The 18,251-nt window shown below is 34.0% G+C and carries 16 protein-coding genes and 3 tRNA genes; 11 read left to right on the top strand and 8 right to left on the bottom strand.

Going from position 1 to position 18,251, the window contains the following annotated elements:
- The first annotated feature begins 85 nt into the window (after positions 1 to 85).
- From KHA98_RS03460 to KHA98_RS03450, 3 genes are all read left to right on the top strand, one after another.
- Positions 86 to 159: transfer RNA gene (locus KHA98_RS03460), tRNA-Asp, on the top strand.
- A gap of 1,399 nt (positions 160 to 1,558) precedes the next feature.
- Positions 1,559 to 1,632: transfer RNA gene (locus KHA98_RS03455), tRNA-Asp, on the top strand.
- A gap of 63 nt (positions 1,633 to 1,695) precedes the next feature.
- Positions 1,696 to 1,941 (top strand): GIY-YIG nuclease family protein, encoded by a 246-nt coding sequence (locus KHA98_RS03450; protein WP_213255310.1) that lies wholly within the window; start codon positions 1,696 to 1,698, stop codon positions 1,939 to 1,941.
- Positions 1,942 to 2,203: 262 nt separating this feature from the next.
- Here KHA98_RS03450 and KHA98_RS03445 read toward each other — a convergent pair whose 3' ends face one another.
- From KHA98_RS03445 to KHA98_RS03435, 3 genes are all read right to left on the bottom strand, one after another.
- Positions 2,204 to 2,665, bottom strand: a complete 462-nt coding sequence (locus KHA98_RS03445; protein ID WP_213255308.1) for a hypothetical protein — start codon at positions 2,663 to 2,665, stop codon at positions 2,204 to 2,206.
- Between the two features lie 143 nt (positions 2,666 to 2,808).
- On the bottom strand, positions 2,809 to 3,129 hold the full coding sequence (locus tag KHA98_RS03440; RefSeq protein ID WP_213255306.1) for a hypothetical protein: 321 nt from the start codon (positions 3,127 to 3,129) through the stop codon (positions 2,809 to 2,811).
- A 308-nt stretch (positions 3,130 to 3,437) separates the two neighbouring features.
- Positions 3,438 to 4,037, bottom strand: a complete 600-nt coding sequence (locus tag KHA98_RS03435) for an HdeD family acid-resistance protein (protein WP_213255303.1) — start codon at positions 4,035 to 4,037, stop codon at positions 3,438 to 3,440.
- A 413-nt stretch (positions 4,038 to 4,450) separates the two neighbouring features.
- On the opposite strand from KHA98_RS03435, the gene KHA98_RS03430 reads away from it, so the two are divergent.
- The 5 genes from KHA98_RS03430 to KHA98_RS03410 all read left to right on the top strand — a co-directional run bounded on the left by KHA98_RS03430 (position 4,451) and on the right by KHA98_RS03410 (position 10,860).
- Positions 4,451 to 5,275, top strand: coding sequence for an AraC family transcriptional regulator (locus KHA98_RS03430; protein WP_213255300.1), 825 nt, complete (start codon positions 4,451 to 4,453; stop codon positions 5,273 to 5,275).
- Positions 5,276 to 5,749: 474 nt separating this feature from the next.
- Positions 5,750 to 7,105, top strand: a complete 1,356-nt coding sequence (locus tag KHA98_RS03425) for a TolC family protein (protein WP_213255299.1) — start codon at positions 5,750 to 5,752, stop codon at positions 7,103 to 7,105.
- A 71-nt stretch (positions 7,106 to 7,176) separates the two neighbouring features.
- Positions 7,177 to 8,229 (top strand): HlyD family secretion protein, encoded by a 1,053-nt coding sequence (locus KHA98_RS03420; protein ID WP_213255296.1) that lies wholly within the window; start codon positions 7,177 to 7,179, stop codon positions 8,227 to 8,229.
- A gap of 1 nt (position 8,230) precedes the next feature.
- A complete protein-coding gene (locus KHA98_RS03415) occupies positions 8,231 to 9,814 on the top strand; it encodes an MFS transporter (RefSeq protein ID WP_213255294.1) in 1,584 nt (527 codons plus the stop codon).
- Between the two features lie 380 nt (positions 9,815 to 10,194).
- A complete protein-coding gene (locus tag KHA98_RS03410) occupies positions 10,195 to 10,860 on the top strand; it encodes an HAD family hydrolase (protein WP_213255292.1) in 666 nt (221 codons plus the stop codon).
- Positions 10,861 to 11,376: 516 nt separating this feature from the next.
- Here KHA98_RS03410 and KHA98_RS03405 read toward each other — a convergent pair.
- Entirely contained in the window at positions 11,377 to 12,132 is a 756-nt protein-coding gene (locus tag KHA98_RS03405) for a hypothetical protein (protein ID WP_213255290.1), read from the bottom strand.
- Between the two features lie 7 nt (positions 12,133 to 12,139).
- Complete coding sequence (locus KHA98_RS03400) at positions 12,140 to 12,370, bottom strand: helix-turn-helix domain-containing protein (RefSeq protein ID WP_213255288.1); 231 nt, start codon at positions 12,368 to 12,370, stop codon at positions 12,140 to 12,142.
- Positions 12,371 to 12,456: 86 nt separating this feature from the next.
- Between KHA98_RS03400 and KHA98_RS03395 the strand changes: the two genes are divergently transcribed.
- Positions 12,457 to 12,696, top strand: a complete 240-nt coding sequence (locus KHA98_RS03395) for a hypothetical protein (protein ID WP_213255285.1) — start codon at positions 12,457 to 12,459, stop codon at positions 12,694 to 12,696.
- 336 nt (positions 12,697 to 13,032) lie between these two features.
- The gene (locus KHA98_RS03390; RefSeq protein ID WP_213255282.1) at positions 13,033 to 13,659 is read left to right on the top strand and encodes a hypothetical protein; all 627 of its coding nucleotides are present in this window, start codon (positions 13,033 to 13,035) and stop codon (positions 13,657 to 13,659) included.
- Positions 13,660 to 13,673: 14 nt separating this feature from the next.
- On the opposite strand, the gene KHA98_RS03385 is transcribed toward KHA98_RS03390, so the two are convergent.
- The 3 genes from KHA98_RS03385 to KHA98_RS03375 all read right to left on the bottom strand — a co-directional run bounded on the left by KHA98_RS03385 (position 13,674) and on the right by KHA98_RS03375 (position 16,363).
- Positions 13,674 to 14,603, bottom strand: coding sequence for a DUF6438 domain-containing protein (locus KHA98_RS03385; RefSeq protein ID WP_213255279.1), 930 nt, complete (start codon positions 14,601 to 14,603; stop codon positions 13,674 to 13,676).
- A gap of 3 nt (positions 14,604 to 14,606) precedes the next feature.
- Complete coding sequence (locus KHA98_RS03380) at positions 14,607 to 16,016, bottom strand: hypothetical protein (protein ID WP_213255276.1); 1,410 nt, start codon at positions 16,014 to 16,016, stop codon at positions 14,607 to 14,609.
- Positions 16,017 to 16,278: 262 nt separating this feature from the next.
- Positions 16,279 to 16,363: transfer RNA gene (locus tag KHA98_RS03375), tRNA-Leu, on the bottom strand.
- A gap of 108 nt (positions 16,364 to 16,471) precedes the next feature.
- Between KHA98_RS03375 and KHA98_RS03370 the strand changes: the two genes are divergently transcribed.
- Entirely contained in the window at positions 16,472 to 17,860 is a 1,389-nt protein-coding gene (locus KHA98_RS03370; RefSeq protein WP_213255273.1) for a dipeptidase, read from the top strand.
- The last annotated feature ends 391 nt before the right edge of the window (positions 17,861 to 18,251 follow it).

Genomic DNA, 18,251 nt, shown 5'->3' with positions numbered 1-18,251 from the left:
TAATTAAATAAATATTTGATTTTTTTTATAAAAACACTTGCAGAAATGAAATTCTGTACTATCTTTGCAACCGCAATAACGCAGAGGTTTGGTAGTTCAGTTGGTTAGAATACATGCCTGTCACGCATGGGGTCGCGGGTTCGAGTCCCGTCCAGACCGCAATATTGGGGAAAGCCTTTCGTAACAGAAAGGCTTTTTTGCCCAAATACGGTATCTAAAATAGTTGTGTTGTTTTGCTACGACTTTGTAACTCGTAGCTGGTTTAGTAGTTAGACCAATGAAAAGCTTTCCACTTTTGTGGATGGCTTTTTTGATTTAAGACCTTTTGTGAAAAGGTAAATTCCAATGATTTTGAATTCTCAAAATTTAAATTGCTTTGCCTGTTCGCTATCGCTCGGGTCCAAATTCCAACTTGCCACACAGTTTGTCATTTCGACCGCAGGGAGAAATCGCACACGTAATTCCACACAGATTTAACCGCATAGCAAGCAAAGATTTACGCAAAGTCCGCAAAGTTTTTTATAAGCTTTGAAGACTTTGTGTTTTAAGCTGCCTATATTTTAATTCAATTGTTTGAAATTAATAAGAATGGCGCTTGCTGAAAATAATAGAGAGGGAATTAATTCCCTCTCTATTGTAATTCAAATGGATGAATTTGAAATATTGCTGTTTATTGAAGATCACTATCCTTAACGCAAATTGGTAGTTTGCCTGGGTTAGGACAATGAGATGGTCCGGAAAAACAGTTTCTAGAGGTGTCTGCAATTGGACACTCTGGATAATTAACTCCGCCGTTGATAGATTTTAATTCATTTACAGTTAATTCTACAGCGCCATTTAGGCATAATTTTTTCAACATAATTTGTGGTTTTTTTGTTTAGTTGATATTCCAATCATATTAAGACACTTGGAACTTATGTCTGTAACATCAAATAGGTATTCAGCTATTTAGGAAAACTTAATACTTATCCTTACAAATATTGAGTTTTATTCTGACATAAGTGCTTTATTTTTGTGAATTATAAATTATAACATAGATAATTTATAAATTATTGATGAAATGAAAAAGTTGTAATTGATTAAGTGTTAGGGTTTTGTTTTTAAATTGCGATGGTAGAAAAATCTCGTTGTTTTGTATTTGATAAAGAGGGGTATTTGTGGTAAGTTGTTTGTGAATTACTTCATCCTGTGGTTTCTACTGATGACTTTTTTTGATATAAAAACATATAGTACTTTTAGTTTAACTATAAAAGGCATTAAGATTTGCACAAAGTCCGCCAAGTTTTTTACGATTGGTCGATTTTGCTTATGTAGTTTGATTGGAAAGAATGCTATGATTTAGGTAAAGAACGCGAAGTTTTTCTAAGCTTTTCATTTTTTTAGCTTTTCATTTTTGCGTTTTTTATTACTATTGAGAAAGAAAATTCTGTTTTTTTAGTAAAAAAAAGAGGTTTTAAAATATTGGAGTTTAACCAATTAAAAATTAATCGATTTTTATTTGAAAAAAAAGCTTGCAGAAACGAAATTCTGTTGTATTTTTGCACCCACAATAACGCAGGGTTTGGTAGTTCAGTTGGTTAGAATACATGCCTGTCACGCATGGGGTCGCGGGTTCGAGTCCCGTCCAGACCGCCTAAGTTTGTAAAATGCCTCTCATTACGAGAGGCATTTTTTTTTTGTCATTAAATTTGATTTATGTTTTACGTGTATATAATTTATTCTAAGACTTTTGATGTTTATTACAAAGGCTTTAGTGAAGATATTTCTCAGAGGTTATTATATCATAATGAAAATAGAAGTAGATATACTTCTAATAAAGGACCATGGGAGTTGGTTTATTCCAAAATATTTGAAACTAAAAAAGAAGCTTTGATTGAAGAATTAAGATTGAAAAAGTTAAATAGAAAGTCGCTTGAAACTTTAATTCGTGAACAAAAATAAGAATGATAAAATGGGTTAGAATGCATGTCTGTCATCTCGTCTAGGGACGAGACGGGTTCGAGTCCTCTCGTTTCAAGAACGAGACAAAGTTTGTAAAATGCCTCTCATTATAAGTGATGTTTTTTTTATTAGAGTTTTGATTTATGTTTTACACGTATAGAAAAAACGCTTCAATGTTTTTCTGCTTTGCGGAAAATGGATAAAACAAAAAAAGGCTGCTAAAAAAGAAAGCAGCCCTTTGGAAAATATATTAAAAGTAAGATTAATTAGTTACCGACTGTACGGCTTGTAGCAAATCGACAACATATTTGTCAAGCGATTTTTTGTCATTTGCATCTATCTTTTCTTTTGCTATTTTTTTATTGTACTCGTCTTTTAATGCCGTTAATTTGTTTGCGTATTCTGTAGCTTTTTTTCCTGAATTTGCATTTACTAATCCAGAAAGATCTTTATGAAAAGATTCTGCTAATGATTTTGCATTGTTTTTGGTAAATTTAGGCATTGCAATTTTTGACATAGCCTGGTCAATATTGGCCTGGATAGCATTTGTAACTGCAGTTACTGCATTTACGTCACTTGCTTCTTCTTGTTCTGTAGATAATTCTGCTGCGTCTACAGCTTGTTCTGTTTTTTCCTGAGCGTTTTGTTCATCTTGTTTTTGCGTGTCTTTACAAGAAAATAACATTGCAGCCATAGCGGTCGCTAGTACTATATTTTTTTTCATAAAATAAATCTTTAATAGTTTATAAATTGTAGCGTTTTTAGTCAATGTAAATCAAGTACAATTGTTTGTTTGTATTTTGATTTTGAGATGTTTTATGGCAGAAGTTTATGTAGAAATAACTTCTGCCATACAATTATATAGGCTTAATACAATTCTTCATTGTAAGTTTCCTGTAATGTTTTAATCTTTTCTTCTGCGAGATTTTTGATTTCTGCTTTAAGTTCATTCAGTTCTTTCATCAATTCCTGATAATGATTTTTGGATGCTTCCGGAAGAGAATCATAAAAGTGTTTGGCTTTTTCTTCCAGTCTGTCAAAAGATGCTTTTCCACCAGAGGAAAGGCTTGTCTTAACATCTTCTATAAACTTCTTAGAATCTTTTTCTGCATTTTGCAGATCTTTACCGACATTTCTTAGAGAATAAAGTGCCAGTTTTCCGTAAATCTTGGATTTAAAATCATTCATTTTCATGTTGTTTGAATTTAGGTTAATAATTAATTTTTGTATTTCACCTTCTTTAGTAACAATCATTATTTATAAACTAATTTTGCTGGAATTTTTCCTTAGCTTAATATTGAGTATGTTTTTGAATTAAGGAAAAACTCAGCTGTTTTTAATGCCTGTTGCCCAGTGTCGACGTCCTGCATGTTTAAACAATTAGTAACAATTGGTATTAAATTGTGTGTGTTTTGTCAAAATATGATTGTATAAGCTTTCGCTTTGTACAGTGCTGACTTTACTGTTTTTGCAATTTGAAGTAAGAGAGGAAATTTTTACTTGGTTTGATGTGTTAGTTCCAGTAGTTTATTATTATCATCTTTCAATTTTTTCAGATCAAAAGAGATCATGATTCGTGTCATGCCCATAGAAAGAAAAGCAAAAGCTGCAATATAAACCACAGAAAAAGCACCGCCCGCCGGAAACCAAATTATGGTTAATGAGCATAAAATAATTAATATTCCGCTTACGAGTATCCAGCCCCAGCCTTTAGAGCCGTATCGTTGTAAATCCATAGAAAAACCAATCATAGAAAAACCACGAAACATAAACCAGAAAGCAACAATAAAAGGTAGTATTGCCATACTCATTTCGGGGTAATACATAAGGTATAATCCCATTAATAAATCAATGATTCCGCCGATTAAATACCATCCCCAGCCGGAAAGATTGTCCTTGTTTGAAACGGAAAAGAGAATTTCAAACATACCACATACAAACATGTTAATGCTAAACATAATACTTAATGTTGCATAACCGTCAAGCGGATAAAACATTAGCAATAAAGCCATGCCTACAAACAGGATACCTACTAAAAGAGATACCCACCAATTTTTCACTTCGTTTTTTAGTTCTTCTACAATTACTGATTTCATTTTTTCTTTTTTAAGTTGTTAATATTTGCATGCGTATTTTATAGATGATGAGGTTTTTACGGTCTCATAAATCTTAAACTTCAATCTCAAATTTTCAAACTATTTACAAGGTAAATTAGGTGTCAGTGTAAAAAAACACGTGTTTGATCTATGTCATTTTTAATGTCATTCTTAAACTTTTTGTATATCGTTATAACAAATCTGATTATAATAATTAGAGCATGCAATACCCGTTTTTAGTGATTTTTTTGAAATACCAGATTTGTGGTATGCTGAAAAATATTGGTTAATAGAAATAAAAAAAGAGGTTAAGTAATTAGTGCTTTTGCTGGAATAAGTACACAGAATGTATCGATTTTTGAGTTTTGATTCTGTACCTTTATGCTGAAAAAACAGCTGTATTTAGCATCTAAATGGAACAATCAACATTTAAAGTAGACAAGTATTATATTAAGAAAGTAGATGCCGATAAAAAAAGCATTTATTGTCATCATGATATAATGGGCGAATTACTTGTTCCAACGCATAAACACGACAAAGCGCAAATGCTCTACGCAGAAGGCGATGTGGTTTTTGTGACAACCGAAACGAAATCGTATTTTTTACCGGCAAGACATTTTATCTGGATTCCGGCTGGATTGGAGCACAGTATTGAGCCAAAATCGGAACATGTGATGATGCGAAATCTGTATTTTCCGGTTGAAAAAGATGAAAATGAATTCTATAAAAGCGAAGGCATTTATCCAGTCAATAATCTCCTACTTCAAATGATGATGTTTACCAATCAGTGGAATGGAGATTTGAAAAAAAACACTCCGAATTTTGTGATTGCAAAAGCCATAAAAGCAATTCTTCCTCAAATATGTCATAATACTTTACCTTTAGAATTGCCTCAGCCTAAAGATGCCCGTTTGGGTAAAATCCTTCGATATATCGAGAATAATTTGGGAGAAACTATTCTCTTTGCCAATGTGGCACATGAATTTGGTTATAGTGAACGCTCTTTGTATCGTTTGTTTCAGAAAGATCTCAAAATGTCATTTATTCAATATTATACCATCAGAAGAATTCTTAAAGCGATTGAACTTTTATTGGAAAGAAAGCTTTCTATAAAAGAGGTAGCCCAAGAAGTTGGTTATAACAGTGTACCCACTTTTAGTAACACTTTTTTCAAAATTTTAGGACAAAGACCATCGGATTACTTAAATGGAGAAGAGATTTTGGAGCGTGGTAAATAGATTTTGTTTCACGCAGATTTAGACAGATTTAAGCTGATTTTGCAGATTTTCTTTATTCGAAGCTGAAATTTTCTCTCGCAGATTCCGCAGATTTTAGAGATTTTTTTTTGAAATGCGCTGAGTGAATGTTTCACGCAGATCTGTTTAGATTTAAGCTGATTTTCTTTATTCTGTACTAAAAATTTTCTCTCGCAGATTTTGGAGATTTTAGAGATTTTTTTAAATGCTTAATAATCTGCTCAATCTGCCAAATCTGCGAGAGTAAAAAATAAATCTGCGCCCATCTGCTAAAATCATTTTAAATCTGCGTGAAATAATTTTGTTTTTAATCACTTGTCTTTCAGTGTTTTAATATAACGTTTTCGGGAAATAGAATTTTAACATTTGTCCGAAATGAATATGTTATTGACTTTTTATGATTATCAGTCAATAAAAAAATGCAGGAACTTTGCATCATAAAATATTTATGTATTCATGTTCCTTAAAAAACCAATTTCTACAGTAAATTGTTTTCTTAAAAAACTATTATTATTTCTAATTTTATTAGCATTCAGTAGTTTACAAGCTCAGGAAGTTCATTCGGTTTCGTTAAACGAGGCGTTGAAACTAGCTAAAGAAAACAATAAAAAGATTCTTAAATCTCAATTGGAGATTACGCTCGCTGAGCAAAACATTAAAGAAAGAAAAGAACTGCGCCTGCCGGACATCGAATTAAACGGCATGTACTCCAGAATTACCAACATTACAGAGTTTAAAGGAAGCGGTTTTCTAAAAGACAAGGAAGTAACGCCTGCAATTCCGGAAATCTACGAGGTAAATTCGACTTTTAAAATGCCAATTTACGCCGGAAATAAGATTAACAACGCCATTAAAATTGCAAATCAGGAAAACGAAATTGCCAAAATAAAAACCGAAAAGACTGAAAATGATGTCGAATTGGAAGTCGTGGCAAACTATCTGGCGATTTATAAAATGATGGAACTTCAGAAGATTTTTGAAGAAAACATCAAAGAAGAAAAGAGCCGATTAAAAGAGGTTCAGTCGCTGTCAAAACACGGAACGGTGACCAAAAATGAGGTTATTCGTGCCGAATTACAGCTTTCAGATCGTGAGTTGAATGCGCTTACAAATTCCAAAAACATAAAAATTGCGCTTCACGATTTGAAGACTTTAATTCAGCTTCCGGAAAATGAGGAAATAGCAATCGATACCACTGCAAATCTGGATGAAACGAACAGTCTGGATCCGTATGATTTTTATCTGAACAAAGCTTTACAGAATGAAGAAATGCGAATTGCAAGCCAGGAAATCAAAATTAGTAAAACAGAGCTAAAACTTGCAAAAGGAAATTATTTGCCAACAGTAAGTTTCTTCGGTAATTATGGTTTTTATTATCCAAACTATAAATTCTTTCCGCCAAATCCGTATTTGTACACTTTAGGTCAGGTGGGTATCGAGGCACGTTTTGATATTTCGGGTTTATATAAAAATAAAACGAAAGTAGAGCAGGCCAACACCAAAATCGAATGGCAGCAAATGCAGTCTGAGATTATAAAAGATGAAGTTCAGGATAAGTTGTATAAAGATCATACACAATATCAGGAAATCCTTGAAAAGTTTGTGGTAGTCGATAAAGCCCTGGATTTAGCCAATGAAAACTACCGAATCGTAAAGCTGAAATATCTAAACCAATTGGTTTTAATTACCGAAATGGTCGATGCAGATAATGCTTTGCTTCAGGCAAAATACAATAAAATTTCTACCCATTTGGATGCTGTTTTAAAACATTACGAGATGCTGCATACGGCGGGGATTATGCCTCAAATTTAGATTAGGCTGAAGCCTTAGAAGAAAGAAGAAAGAGAAAAGACTTTAAAAAAAACTAAGATAAAGAGATAAAGATGGTCAAGATAAAAAATGAAACTCGTAGAAATAGAACGTTTCATATATTAATAACAGTTATTGCGTGTGTGCTTGTGGCGAGCGGTGTTGTTTTGGGAGTTTGGTTTTATGTGTTTAATAAGAACCACGAAGAAACCAATGACGCTCAGGTTGAGCAATATGTTACGCCAATTATGTCGCGAATTACAGGTTATGTGCAGGAAATTCGTTTTGATGAAAACCAGTTTGTGCATAAAGGCGATACTTTGGTGGTGATTGATAACCGAGAATACAAGTCGAAACTGAATGTGGCTTTGGCCGATGTGCAGAGTGCAAAACAAAATAGCGTTGTGGCTGAGAAAAATGTTGCCAATACAGCAAGTGCGACCGCGATTAATGTATCGCAACTAGATGCTGCAAAATCAAATCTTTGGAAAACCAAATTAGAATACGAAAGGTATATGGCTTTGGTAAAAGAGGAAGCAGCTACATCGCAACAATTAGAAAAAGTGAGAGCAGATTACGAATCGGCACAAGCTCATTTTCAGGAAATGAAAAACAGAATTCATTCGGCTACTTTAAGTACGACGGTTGCAGAGGCAAATGTTCCTACAACGCAAACTAATATTGCATCGAGACAAGCTGTTGCAGACAATGCGGCATTGTTTCTTTCGTACACTGTAATTACAGCGCCTTATGACGGCTGGGTCGGAAAAAGAACTTTACAACCAGGACAAATGGTAAAAGAAGGACAGTCATTGCTTTCTATAGTAAGTAAAGAAAAATGGATTACAGCCAACTTTAAAGAAACGCAATTACAATATTTAACTGTTGGTCAGGAAGTAGAAATCAAGGCCGATGCTTTGAGTGATAAAGTTTTTACAGGAACAATAGCTTCGTTATCGCCTGCAAGTGGCGCGAGATTCTCGTTGCTTCCTCCAGACAATGCGACAGGAAACTTTGTGAAAATTGAACAGAGAATTCCGGTTCGAATACAGTTAAAAGAACAAGACAAACAAACCGATTTTTTAAGAGCAGGAATGAACATTACGATTGTTGCTGCACACAAATAAAATGGAAGATAAAAGTATATTTAAATCCTGGGTTCCAAAATGGGCGATCATTATTATTTTATTCGTTTGTTTGTTGCACTCTATGATTTTATTGGGAGTTTATACGTCAAACGTAACCTATGCGGCGAGTTTTCTGGACATTGAGCCCGAAGATTTGCAGTTTGCAATGTGCGTTACGTACGGAACGCTGCTGGCAACGATTTTAATCGAAAGCAGATTTTCGAGTTTTTTCCCTGCAAAAAATTACCTGATGGCAGTTTATTCCTTAATTGGAATAACGATTGTGGCATCGGCTTATATAACCAATTTTGCTGTTTTTTTATTGATGAGAGTTGCCGAAGGAATCCTGATGGCGCTTCCGGTAATCACGATCAGACAATTGCTTATTGAGCAGTTTAAATCTAAAAATGCCATAATTATTGGGTTTTCATTTTACTACGGCTCGCTGTTGTTGTCTACGCCGTTTATTATGAATATTGCCGTGTGGTTTCTCGATCATTACGACTGGAAATACATGTTGTATGTTTCGGGAGGACTTCAGGTTTTGAACGTTTTTTTAATCTTAGTTACTTTCAGGGGGCACCGAATCACGAAGAAAATTCCGTTGTATCAAATCGACTGGATGAGTTATTTTTTGGTTTTAACTGCGATTCTTTGCGGTGCCTACTTTTTTGTTTATGCCGAAAAGAAATACTGGTTTCAATCTTCAGAAATGGTTCTCATGCTAATGATTTCTTTGATCACGGCAGGATTATTTATCTTTAAAGAACGTTTGGTAAAAAGACCCACTTTTGATTTTGAAGTCTTTCGATATGCCAATCTTCGAATCGGGTTTTTATTGTTTTTCCTTTTCTACATTAGCAGAGCAACACTAAGTCTTTGTCATTCGGCAATGTATTCGATCTGGAACTGGGACCCTTCGCGTGTGGCAGGCGTGCAATATATAAACGGATTAGGAAACGCAATCGGACTTATTTTAGCCGCTTTTTTCCTGATGAAATCCGTTTCTACTAAAATAATTTTCATGATTGGTTTTACGCTCATTGCTATTTTCCACTTCTGGTTTACGTTTCTTTTTGTGCCAGATGTTGCGTTGAGTGATATTATCATTCCCTATATTTTGCAAGGAATCGGTGTTGGGTTTTTATTTGTTCCGCTCATTTTATTTACCACATCATCGGTTCCGGCAAAAATGGCGGTTTCTTCGGGAATTGTAGGAGTTTCGGGGCGTTTCTGGGGAAGTACAATTGGTTTTTGTGTTATGCAGAATGCGATGGTTTTCTTAAATAAAAAACACTTTCTGAAACTAAGTCAATTTGTAATAAACGAAAATCCCGAAGCGCAGGAAACGATTGCTAAAACCACACAAAGTTTTATCGCCAAAGGATATTCCGCAGATAATGCCAGTGTTTTGGCTATGAAAAAGCTTTTCGGTACAATTTCGAAACAATCAACTTTACTCGCCGATATGGAAATTTATACGATTGTGGGTTATAGTCTCGTGGTTTTGATTATTCTGATAGCATGTAATCAGCATTTGAGACAGACAATGACTTTGGTGAAAAGTAAAATTTGGATAGGGTAAATTTGTTTCAGGTTTAAAGTTTCAAGTTTTTGTAGATTTTTGTAGATTAGTCTCGCAAAGACACAAAGTCGCAAAGTTTTTTTTTGCCACAGATTATAAGATTTAAAAGGATTTTTTGCGTGTAGTTTGTCATTCCGAGGAACGAGGAATCTCACGCGGGATTCGTCACAGATTGGGAAGTTACTTTGCGGAATTTCTAGTGTGATTCCTCGTTCCTCGGAATGACAAACTGGACGTTTAGTGTAATCTTAAAATAAAAACTTAGCGACTTTGTGTCTTTGCGAGATTAAAAAAATCTTAGCGAATCTCTGCGAGAAACCTCCGCGCATCTCCGCAGAAAAACCCTTATCTTGCATCCGTTAAAAAAACAAAATAAAATTATGAGCCAGCAATGTGTAATTTTTGATATGGACGGCGTGATTTGTCACACCAATCCGCATCATGTAATCGCTTTTGAAGCCTTTTTCGATAAATATAAGATTCCGTATACCAATGAAGAATTTGAAGAACATATGTACGGAAAACACAATAGTTATATCATGTCGCATTTCTTCAAACGTCCGATTACGGGAGAAGAATTAATAAAGCTGGAATACGAAAAAGAAGCCCTGTTTCGGGAGATTTATAAAGACAAAGTCGAAACGATTCCACATTATTTGGAGTTTTTAAGCGAACTAAAATCACGCGGATTCAAAACGGCTGTTGCAACATCGGCGCCACGTGCCAACTTAGATTTAATCGCCAATTTCCTGAAACTAGACGAAAAAATGGATTCGATGATGTCTAGCGAAGACGTTACGTTTCATAAACCAAATCCCGAAGTGTATTTAAAATCGGCAGAACGTGTTGGCGTTTCTCCTTCGGATTGTGTGGTTTTCGAAGATTCTTTTTCGGGCGTTACAGCAGGATTAAATGCCGGAATGAAAGTCGTCGGTGTTTTGAGCACACATACAAAAGAAGAACTTCCGCCATGCGATTTTTATATTAATGATTATAGCGAAGTAAATGTGGATAAAATAATTGCATTATTAAATTCTAATAAATAAATTGCTTCGCCTGTTCGCTATCGCTCGGGTCCAAATTCTTAGTGATACGAGACCTTTGTCAAAGTTTTAAACTTTGACAAAGGTTTTTTTGTGCAAAGTCATTTTGGCGAAAAGATAAATCTTCGCAAGTAAACCCGACAGGTTTTTTAAAACCTGTCGGGTTTTAGACTTTTCTTTCGATGAACAAATCTCTGCAAGAATCTCCGCAATAGTTTTAAGTATAGTAACCACAAAGTAATGTCATTCTGAGGAACGAGAAATCTTCGTAATTAAACCCGACAGGTTTTAGATGTTTCTTCCAAAAATAAATTTTCGCAAGAAACTCCATAATAGTTTTAGAAACAGTAACCACAAAATTTGTCATTCTGAGGAACGAAGAATCTTCGTAAGTAATTCCGCAACAGTGCGTGCTCAGCGCGTGAAGATCCTTCGTTCCTCAGGATGACAAACAAGACGAATTATTTCATTTTAAAATATCAAACAGTATGAATTGCCTCCTGCTTTAGCTGGAGGTTTTTATCTCATCCAGCCTTCAATTTTATAATTTTTAGAAAACAGTTTTCTTTCCTTTTTACCATTATCAGGTTTAAACCAAACTTCAAATCTTGCAGCATAAGGTTGTCCCCAGTCACCTTCATAAATTGTAAAATCATCAGCTGTGCTGAATTTTTTTATTTTATCACTTGAATTATAAACTTTAAGAGAACTACTTTTAGGTAATCTGGTTGTAGAAAGTGCTTCATTATTAGTTATTTCAAAAGCTTTTAAATAGATAGTTCCGCTTTCGATTTTTCCAATCCAAAAATCATATTCATAAAGCCCTGGTTGGAATGAATTGTAAAGTTGGAATTCTGTATTTTTTACTAATTTATTTGTTATACTATCAGGTCTTTTGGTGTTAAAATTATCATCAAAATCCATGTTAATAGGATTATCAATTTTAATGTTTTTTGGAATTTCTAAATTGACTGCAAATGTATCTGGCGTGATTTGATCAATAAAAAAAGAAATTAAAAAGTAAAATAGAAATGAAAATATTGATCCGCCAAATAAAACGAAACTAACAAGACTTTTGATCCATTTTTTTTGTGATAACTGATAAATTGCAGAAATTAATAGAATGAATAGTCCTAATCCAAACAAGGAAAGACTAATATGTTGAAAGATGGGGCTTTTTGAGAAATCTGAAATAATTAAGATTACGATTGTTAAGAGCCAAAAGTATACTGGCTTCTTCCAATTATCAAAAAAACTAAAAAAAAACTTTTTCATAGATTTTTTACTTCAAAGGAAAATCAAGCAATTCTTTAGGTTCAATATTTAAACCATTAGCAATTTTTACAAGGGTTTTTACAGAAGTATTGATTTTAGCAGTTTCAATTCTTGCTATTTGAGATTTGCTCATGCCAGAATCGTCAGCTAAATCTTGCTGTGATAAGTCTTTTTTTTCACGTAATTGTCTAATGTGAATGCCAAGATTTACAATATAATTTTCTTCTGAAATATTCATATTTCAAAAATGGAAAGATTTATTTCGGAATCGATAGCATACATGCCTACAAATTATTATATTTGGCTCGAATAAAAAATAAGACAATGGCTACAGAAAACCTTTCAAAAGAAACCGAAGAAAAACTATTAGATTTTTTTAATAATGTTATTGATGCTAAAGATTTGGCAAAATCTATACGGCTATTAAATTATGCAATTGCCTTAGTTGTTATGAGAGAAGATGAAAGTGGACATGTCTACGCTCAAAAAGAAAACTTATTAAAAGGTTTTTATTGGCTGAATGAATTGGCAGAAATTTTAAATCCTTATTTGGAGGATAAATAAAGTAAATAGTGTTTTAAACAATGTTCATTTCGACGAAAGGAGAAACGAAAAAGTAAACCGGCAAAAATTGAGATGTTTTCATGATTTTTATACTGTACAAACCGTCGGTAATACTGAAATCTCCTTTCGTCAAGATGAATGGAAAAATAGATTTTCTACAGATTTTGTCATTTCGACGAAGGAGAAATCTCACGCGGGATTTGCGCGCTGTTGTCGAGTTTCTAGTGTGATTTCTTCTTTCGTGTAAATGACAAATTACCGTATAAATCTTAGTAATCTTTGCGGTTTCTAAATCGAAAATTCCTAACTTTAAATTACATTAAACAAATCAATTCAATGAAAAAAGAGATTTTAGAACAGATTAAAAAATTAGGCGGAAACATCGATAATGTAAAAGGCAATTCGCTTCAGGAAGATTTGCTGTCTATAACTTTTGATACTGTTCTATATCCAAGACGCGAAGATGCGCCTTGGGCTTCTGCCGAAGAGCAAGAACCTATTTACGGAATTGGAGATTTCATCAACGAAAATGAAGCGCTTTTTAAAGAAAACAAAAAGACTTTTTACGAGAAACTCCTTCATCAATACTTCCGATTAACAATTGAAGGATTTGGACAAATGTTTTGGGAAGTCAGCTCTTTTACACCCTTTAAAGAAGGCACACCCGATTACGACGAATGGAATGATGATTTTGCAGACGAAGAAACAGATCTATCCGAAATCATAAAAGTAACCAACGACCCAACTCCAGATTTTATTCTGCTCGCGACAAGCTACGGTTTTCCCGATAACTACTACATCGCATTATCTGACCCAAATCCCGAAAATCCAACTTTATTTGGCACCGATCACGAAGTCTTTTTCAGAGAAGTTTCCAACGAAGGAAACCTCGAAGATTTCATGAATTCGTTTATGACAAAAGAAGAGGTTTTGGAGATTGTGAAGAAGAGGGTTGAGGGGTGAAGAAGGGATTAAATTTAATCCCACTTTGTTTCTTTGGCTATTTTAGTCATTTTATCATAAACAGCTTTTAATCCATAAGTTCCCTGATAGCCATAATCTTTGATTTTTTTGATGCTTCCATCTTTAAATTTAATTTCAAGCCAAACTGTCGAGAAATCAAACGCATCTTTTAGTGTATATTCATTTGATAAATCTCGCACATTAATATATTCAAGCAGCTTTTTTATAGTATTAAAATAAGCTTTGTCAATTTTTTTTCTTGATTGTCCTTTGAAAAAATGGCCTTTCATATTTGAAAAACTAAGAGAATCTAAACAATTATAAGATGCATCTTGGTCTTTATTGATTTCAATCTCAAAATTGTTATCAGAGATATACTTTATTGATTCGATATCATAATTAGTGTTTTTGTTGCTTATTTCTATAAAAGAATCGAATTTATAGGTCAATGTATCTAAGAAATGAATCGTTTTTTCCGTTTCTATGCTTTCAATATCTGTTTTATGATTATTTACCAGAAGTTCATTCTTGTTATTAACGACTATAGGTTTTATAATTTTACAAGCATAATCTATATCGTGAGAAAGGGATAGTAAAGTAAATTTATTAGAATCTGTTTCTACTATAGCATATTGAGAATACGTGCTATACCAATAAGCCGTAAAAAGTAAATCTGTTTTTCCGTCATTATTAAGATCAATTTTTTGCCAATTTTGAATATTCCAACTCTTATATAAATCACAATTTTTTAATTCTTTAATGATTATATCAGTTGGTTTTATCTGCAATTCACCAACATTCTCTTTTGCAAAATCAGGATTTATAGATTTAGCAAATTTGATAACATCCTCTGTTGTTTTTAGATTATCTATTTTATTTGTAGTCTTGGCTGTAGAGGTGTTAATAAAACAAACTATAAGTAGGTATGTAATAATTTTTTTCATGGTTTAAATTTTACAAGGTTTTCCAATTGCAGTTTGACTTCCAGATGTTCCGCCATTTGACTCTGCAGCATATCTTGCTTCTATTCTGTTGTAGTCTGCACTACCGACAGGAAAAGTTTGGTCATATATGGGAGTTCCTCGTAAGCCTCCCCATGCTAAATCTGTATATATTTGATTTGGGGTTTCTCCGCTTCCAACAGGAATTCCAGTTTGAAATTCTTGCAATGCCCCTGCCATAGCTTTTACATAGGTATCGGCCATTTCTTTGTGGTGTAAATTTGGTGATTCACTTGCTTTTGGGGGATATTTTTTATCGCAATATGCTTGAAAAAGTGTTGGAGTGTCAACAAATACAACTGGATTTCCGGTTGAGTTGTAATCATCGATTAAACTCATAAAATAAGCATGAGTTAATTCATGTAAAATGTTTGATGCGCGAAATAATCTAGTTGCTGATGTATAATCAGGACTAATACGAACAGTATAATTATATCTTGTTTGGGGATTTGTTCTCACTGTTTGCGCGGGTTTATTTCCTTCCGGAGTTTCGGTTTTTATTATAACGGTAATTGCTCTAGAGGCTCCTAACTTGGTTAAAACATTTGCGATATCACAATTGGTTGCATTTTTTAATTCTTCCAAAACTTCTTTAGGACATGGGTTCAATTGATCAGAATTAATGTTTTTTTTGATTTTTTGAACTAATGTCAAAGTTGTATTTTCTGTTGATCCTGATGGTTTACCACCACCACCACCTCCGCCATAACCTGGCTGATCTCTTACGTCTCCTTCCGGGCTTCCGTAGCACCCCATTTCTACCAATGGCTCAAAATGCCCATCTTCATACCAGTAACCGTAATATAAACACATTTTCTGGTCACTCTTTGCGGTTTGTGAAGAAGAGTTGATTTTATTGCCATTTTTGAATTCTAGTTTGCTTGAGATATTTGTTGATAGTTCCTTTATATATACCGCTCCATCAAAATCATCCTGTAAGTTATAATAATTATAACTCTTATCTAAGGTTTTTTCACTTTTTTGATCGGTAAAAATCTGAACGTAAAAAACCTTGAATTCATTTTGTTTATTTTTTATAAACATCAAACGATGTTGATTATTAAATAAATCTGCTGAGCTATTAGAAACGCTTAAACCATTTTTAAGAACAAAAGGAACTTCGATAACCTCTCCTGAATCTCCATCAGTAACAATCGTGTTTTGCCATTGCAGCTCTTTTATATAGTTAAGTACTGTGGCATTGTAATCTTTTTCATGTTGATCAAACCAGGTTTTAGCCTCGCTTGAAGAAGGGGTAGAGTTTTGGTTTCCCGTTTCCTCTGTTGCGCAATTTGTCATTAAGAGAATAAAAGTAACAAAAAGAGCGGATTTAATAAATTGGGGAGTTTTTTTCATGGATTATATAGTTATATATAATGCGAACTTACAAATCAAAAGGAATATAAAAAAGGAAAAAACCTACATAAATTAAAATTTAACACTTGTATTGTAATGTTTTTAAGTGTTTATTTAAAGAAATGTCAGTAATAGTAAGGTTTCTTTCGTTTATTGTCTTAGATACAAGTGGAAATAAAAAATGAGAATTTACAATAACGAATACATGGAAGCAATCCAAAAACAAAAAAGCTTCTGAAAAAAAATATTCAGAAGCTTTTTTTGGTGCGGATAATAGGACTCGAACCTACACGCCTTGCGGCACCAGATCCTAAGTCTGGCATGTCTACCAATTTCACCATATCCGCGTAATTGTGGGTGCAAAGATAGGCATACTTTTGAATTATCAAAGCATTTTTTGAAAATTTTTTTAATTCTCTTTTTTGTACTTTTGGGTTTCTATAAAAATTATTTAAATGGAAAATATTAAGTCCTACGTTCAACAACATAAAGATCGGTTTATCAATGAATTGATCGAATTATTAAAGATTCCGTCGGTTTCTGCCGACACTGCATACTCACAAGATGTTATTGATACAGCAGAGGCTGTAAAAGAAAGTTTATCAAAAGCAGGCTGCGATTTTGTAGAAACTTGCGACACTCCGGGTTACCCAATTATCTACGGAGAAAAAATAATCGACCCAAATCTTCCAACGGTTTTAGTTTACGGACACTACGATGTGCAACCGCCAGATCCATTAGAATTATGGACTTCGCCACCATTTGAACCTGTTATCAAAACTACAGACATTCACCCAGAAGGTGCCATCTTTGCCCGTGGAGCTTGTGACGATAAAGGACAAATGTACATGCACGTAAAAGCGCTTGAATTAATGGTACAAAGCAATACTTTGCCTTGTAACGTAAAATTTATGATCGAAGGAGAGGAAGAAGTTGGTTCTGCAAGTTTAGCCTGGTTCGTAGAACGCAATCAGGAAAAACTGAAAAACGATGTGATTCTTATTTCAGATACCGGAATGATTTCTAACCAACAACCGTCTATCACGACAGGTTTAAGAGGTTTAAGTTATGTTGAGGTAGAAGTTACTGGTCCAAATCGCGATTTACATTCAGGTTTATACGGTGGAGCTGTAGCAAACCCAATTAATATTCTGGCAAAAATGATCGCTTCTCTTCACGATAAAGACAATCATATTACAATTCCGGGATTTTATGATAAGGTTCAGGAATTATCTGCAGAAGAAAGAGCTGAAATGGCAAAAGCGCCTTTTAACTTAGAAAAATATAAAAAAGCCTTAGACTTAAACGATGTTTATGGTGAAAAAGGATATGTAACCAACGAAAGAAACTCAATCCGTCCGACATTAGACGTAAACGGAATCTGGGGAGGTTATACGGGAGAAGGTGCAAAAACAGTTATTGCGAGTAAAGCTTTTGCTAAAATCTCAATGCGTTTGGTTCCAAATCAGGATTGGGAAGAGATTACAGAACTTTTTACTAAACATTTCACAAGCATTGCTCCGGCTGGAGTTACTGTAAAAGTAACGCCGCACCACGGAGGTCAGGGTTATGTAACGCCAATTGACAGCATTGGGTATCAGGCAGCAAACAAAGCTTATACAGAAACTTTTGGAGTTCCTGCAATTCCGGTTCGTTCAGGAGGAAGTATTCCAATTGTGGCTTTATTCGAAAAAGAATTAAAAAGCAAAACAATCCTTATGGGATTCGGTCTGGACAGTGATGCAATTCACTCGCCAAATGAACATTTCGGAATCTTTAATTACTTGAAAGGTATTGAGACTATTCCGTTGTTTTATAAGTATTTTGTGGAGCTTTCTAAATAAAATTCAACCGCAATCCCGATAACTATCGGGAGGAAAGACGCTAAGTTTTTTTAAGCTTTGTCAAAGTTTTGAACTTTGACAAAGCTGGTTTCAATACAAATCCGTTCAGAAATGAGCGGATTTTTTTGTTTACAGAGTTTTGGAATTTGGGTTTTAAAAATTTAGAATTTATTTATGGGCGTTGCCTTCGGCCGGGCTATCCGCTATATTCCCGATTAACAAAAACTACGGCTAAAAAGCCTTGTTTTTCTAAATCGGGAGATGCCGCTTCTATCCCTAACGCAAAAAAAGAGACTAAGTTTGTTAATTCAAAATCTTAGAACCTTAGAATCTTAGCCTCTCAGAAACTTTAAAAAAAAATTTGCCTATTTAAAATTTAATTCTACATTTG

Source organism: Flavobacterium branchiicola (assembly GCF_018383905.1).
GTDB lineage: Bacteria > Bacteroidota > Bacteroidia > Flavobacteriales > Flavobacteriaceae > Flavobacterium > Flavobacterium branchiicola.
This window is presented reverse-complemented; position numbering and strand designations above follow the sequence as displayed.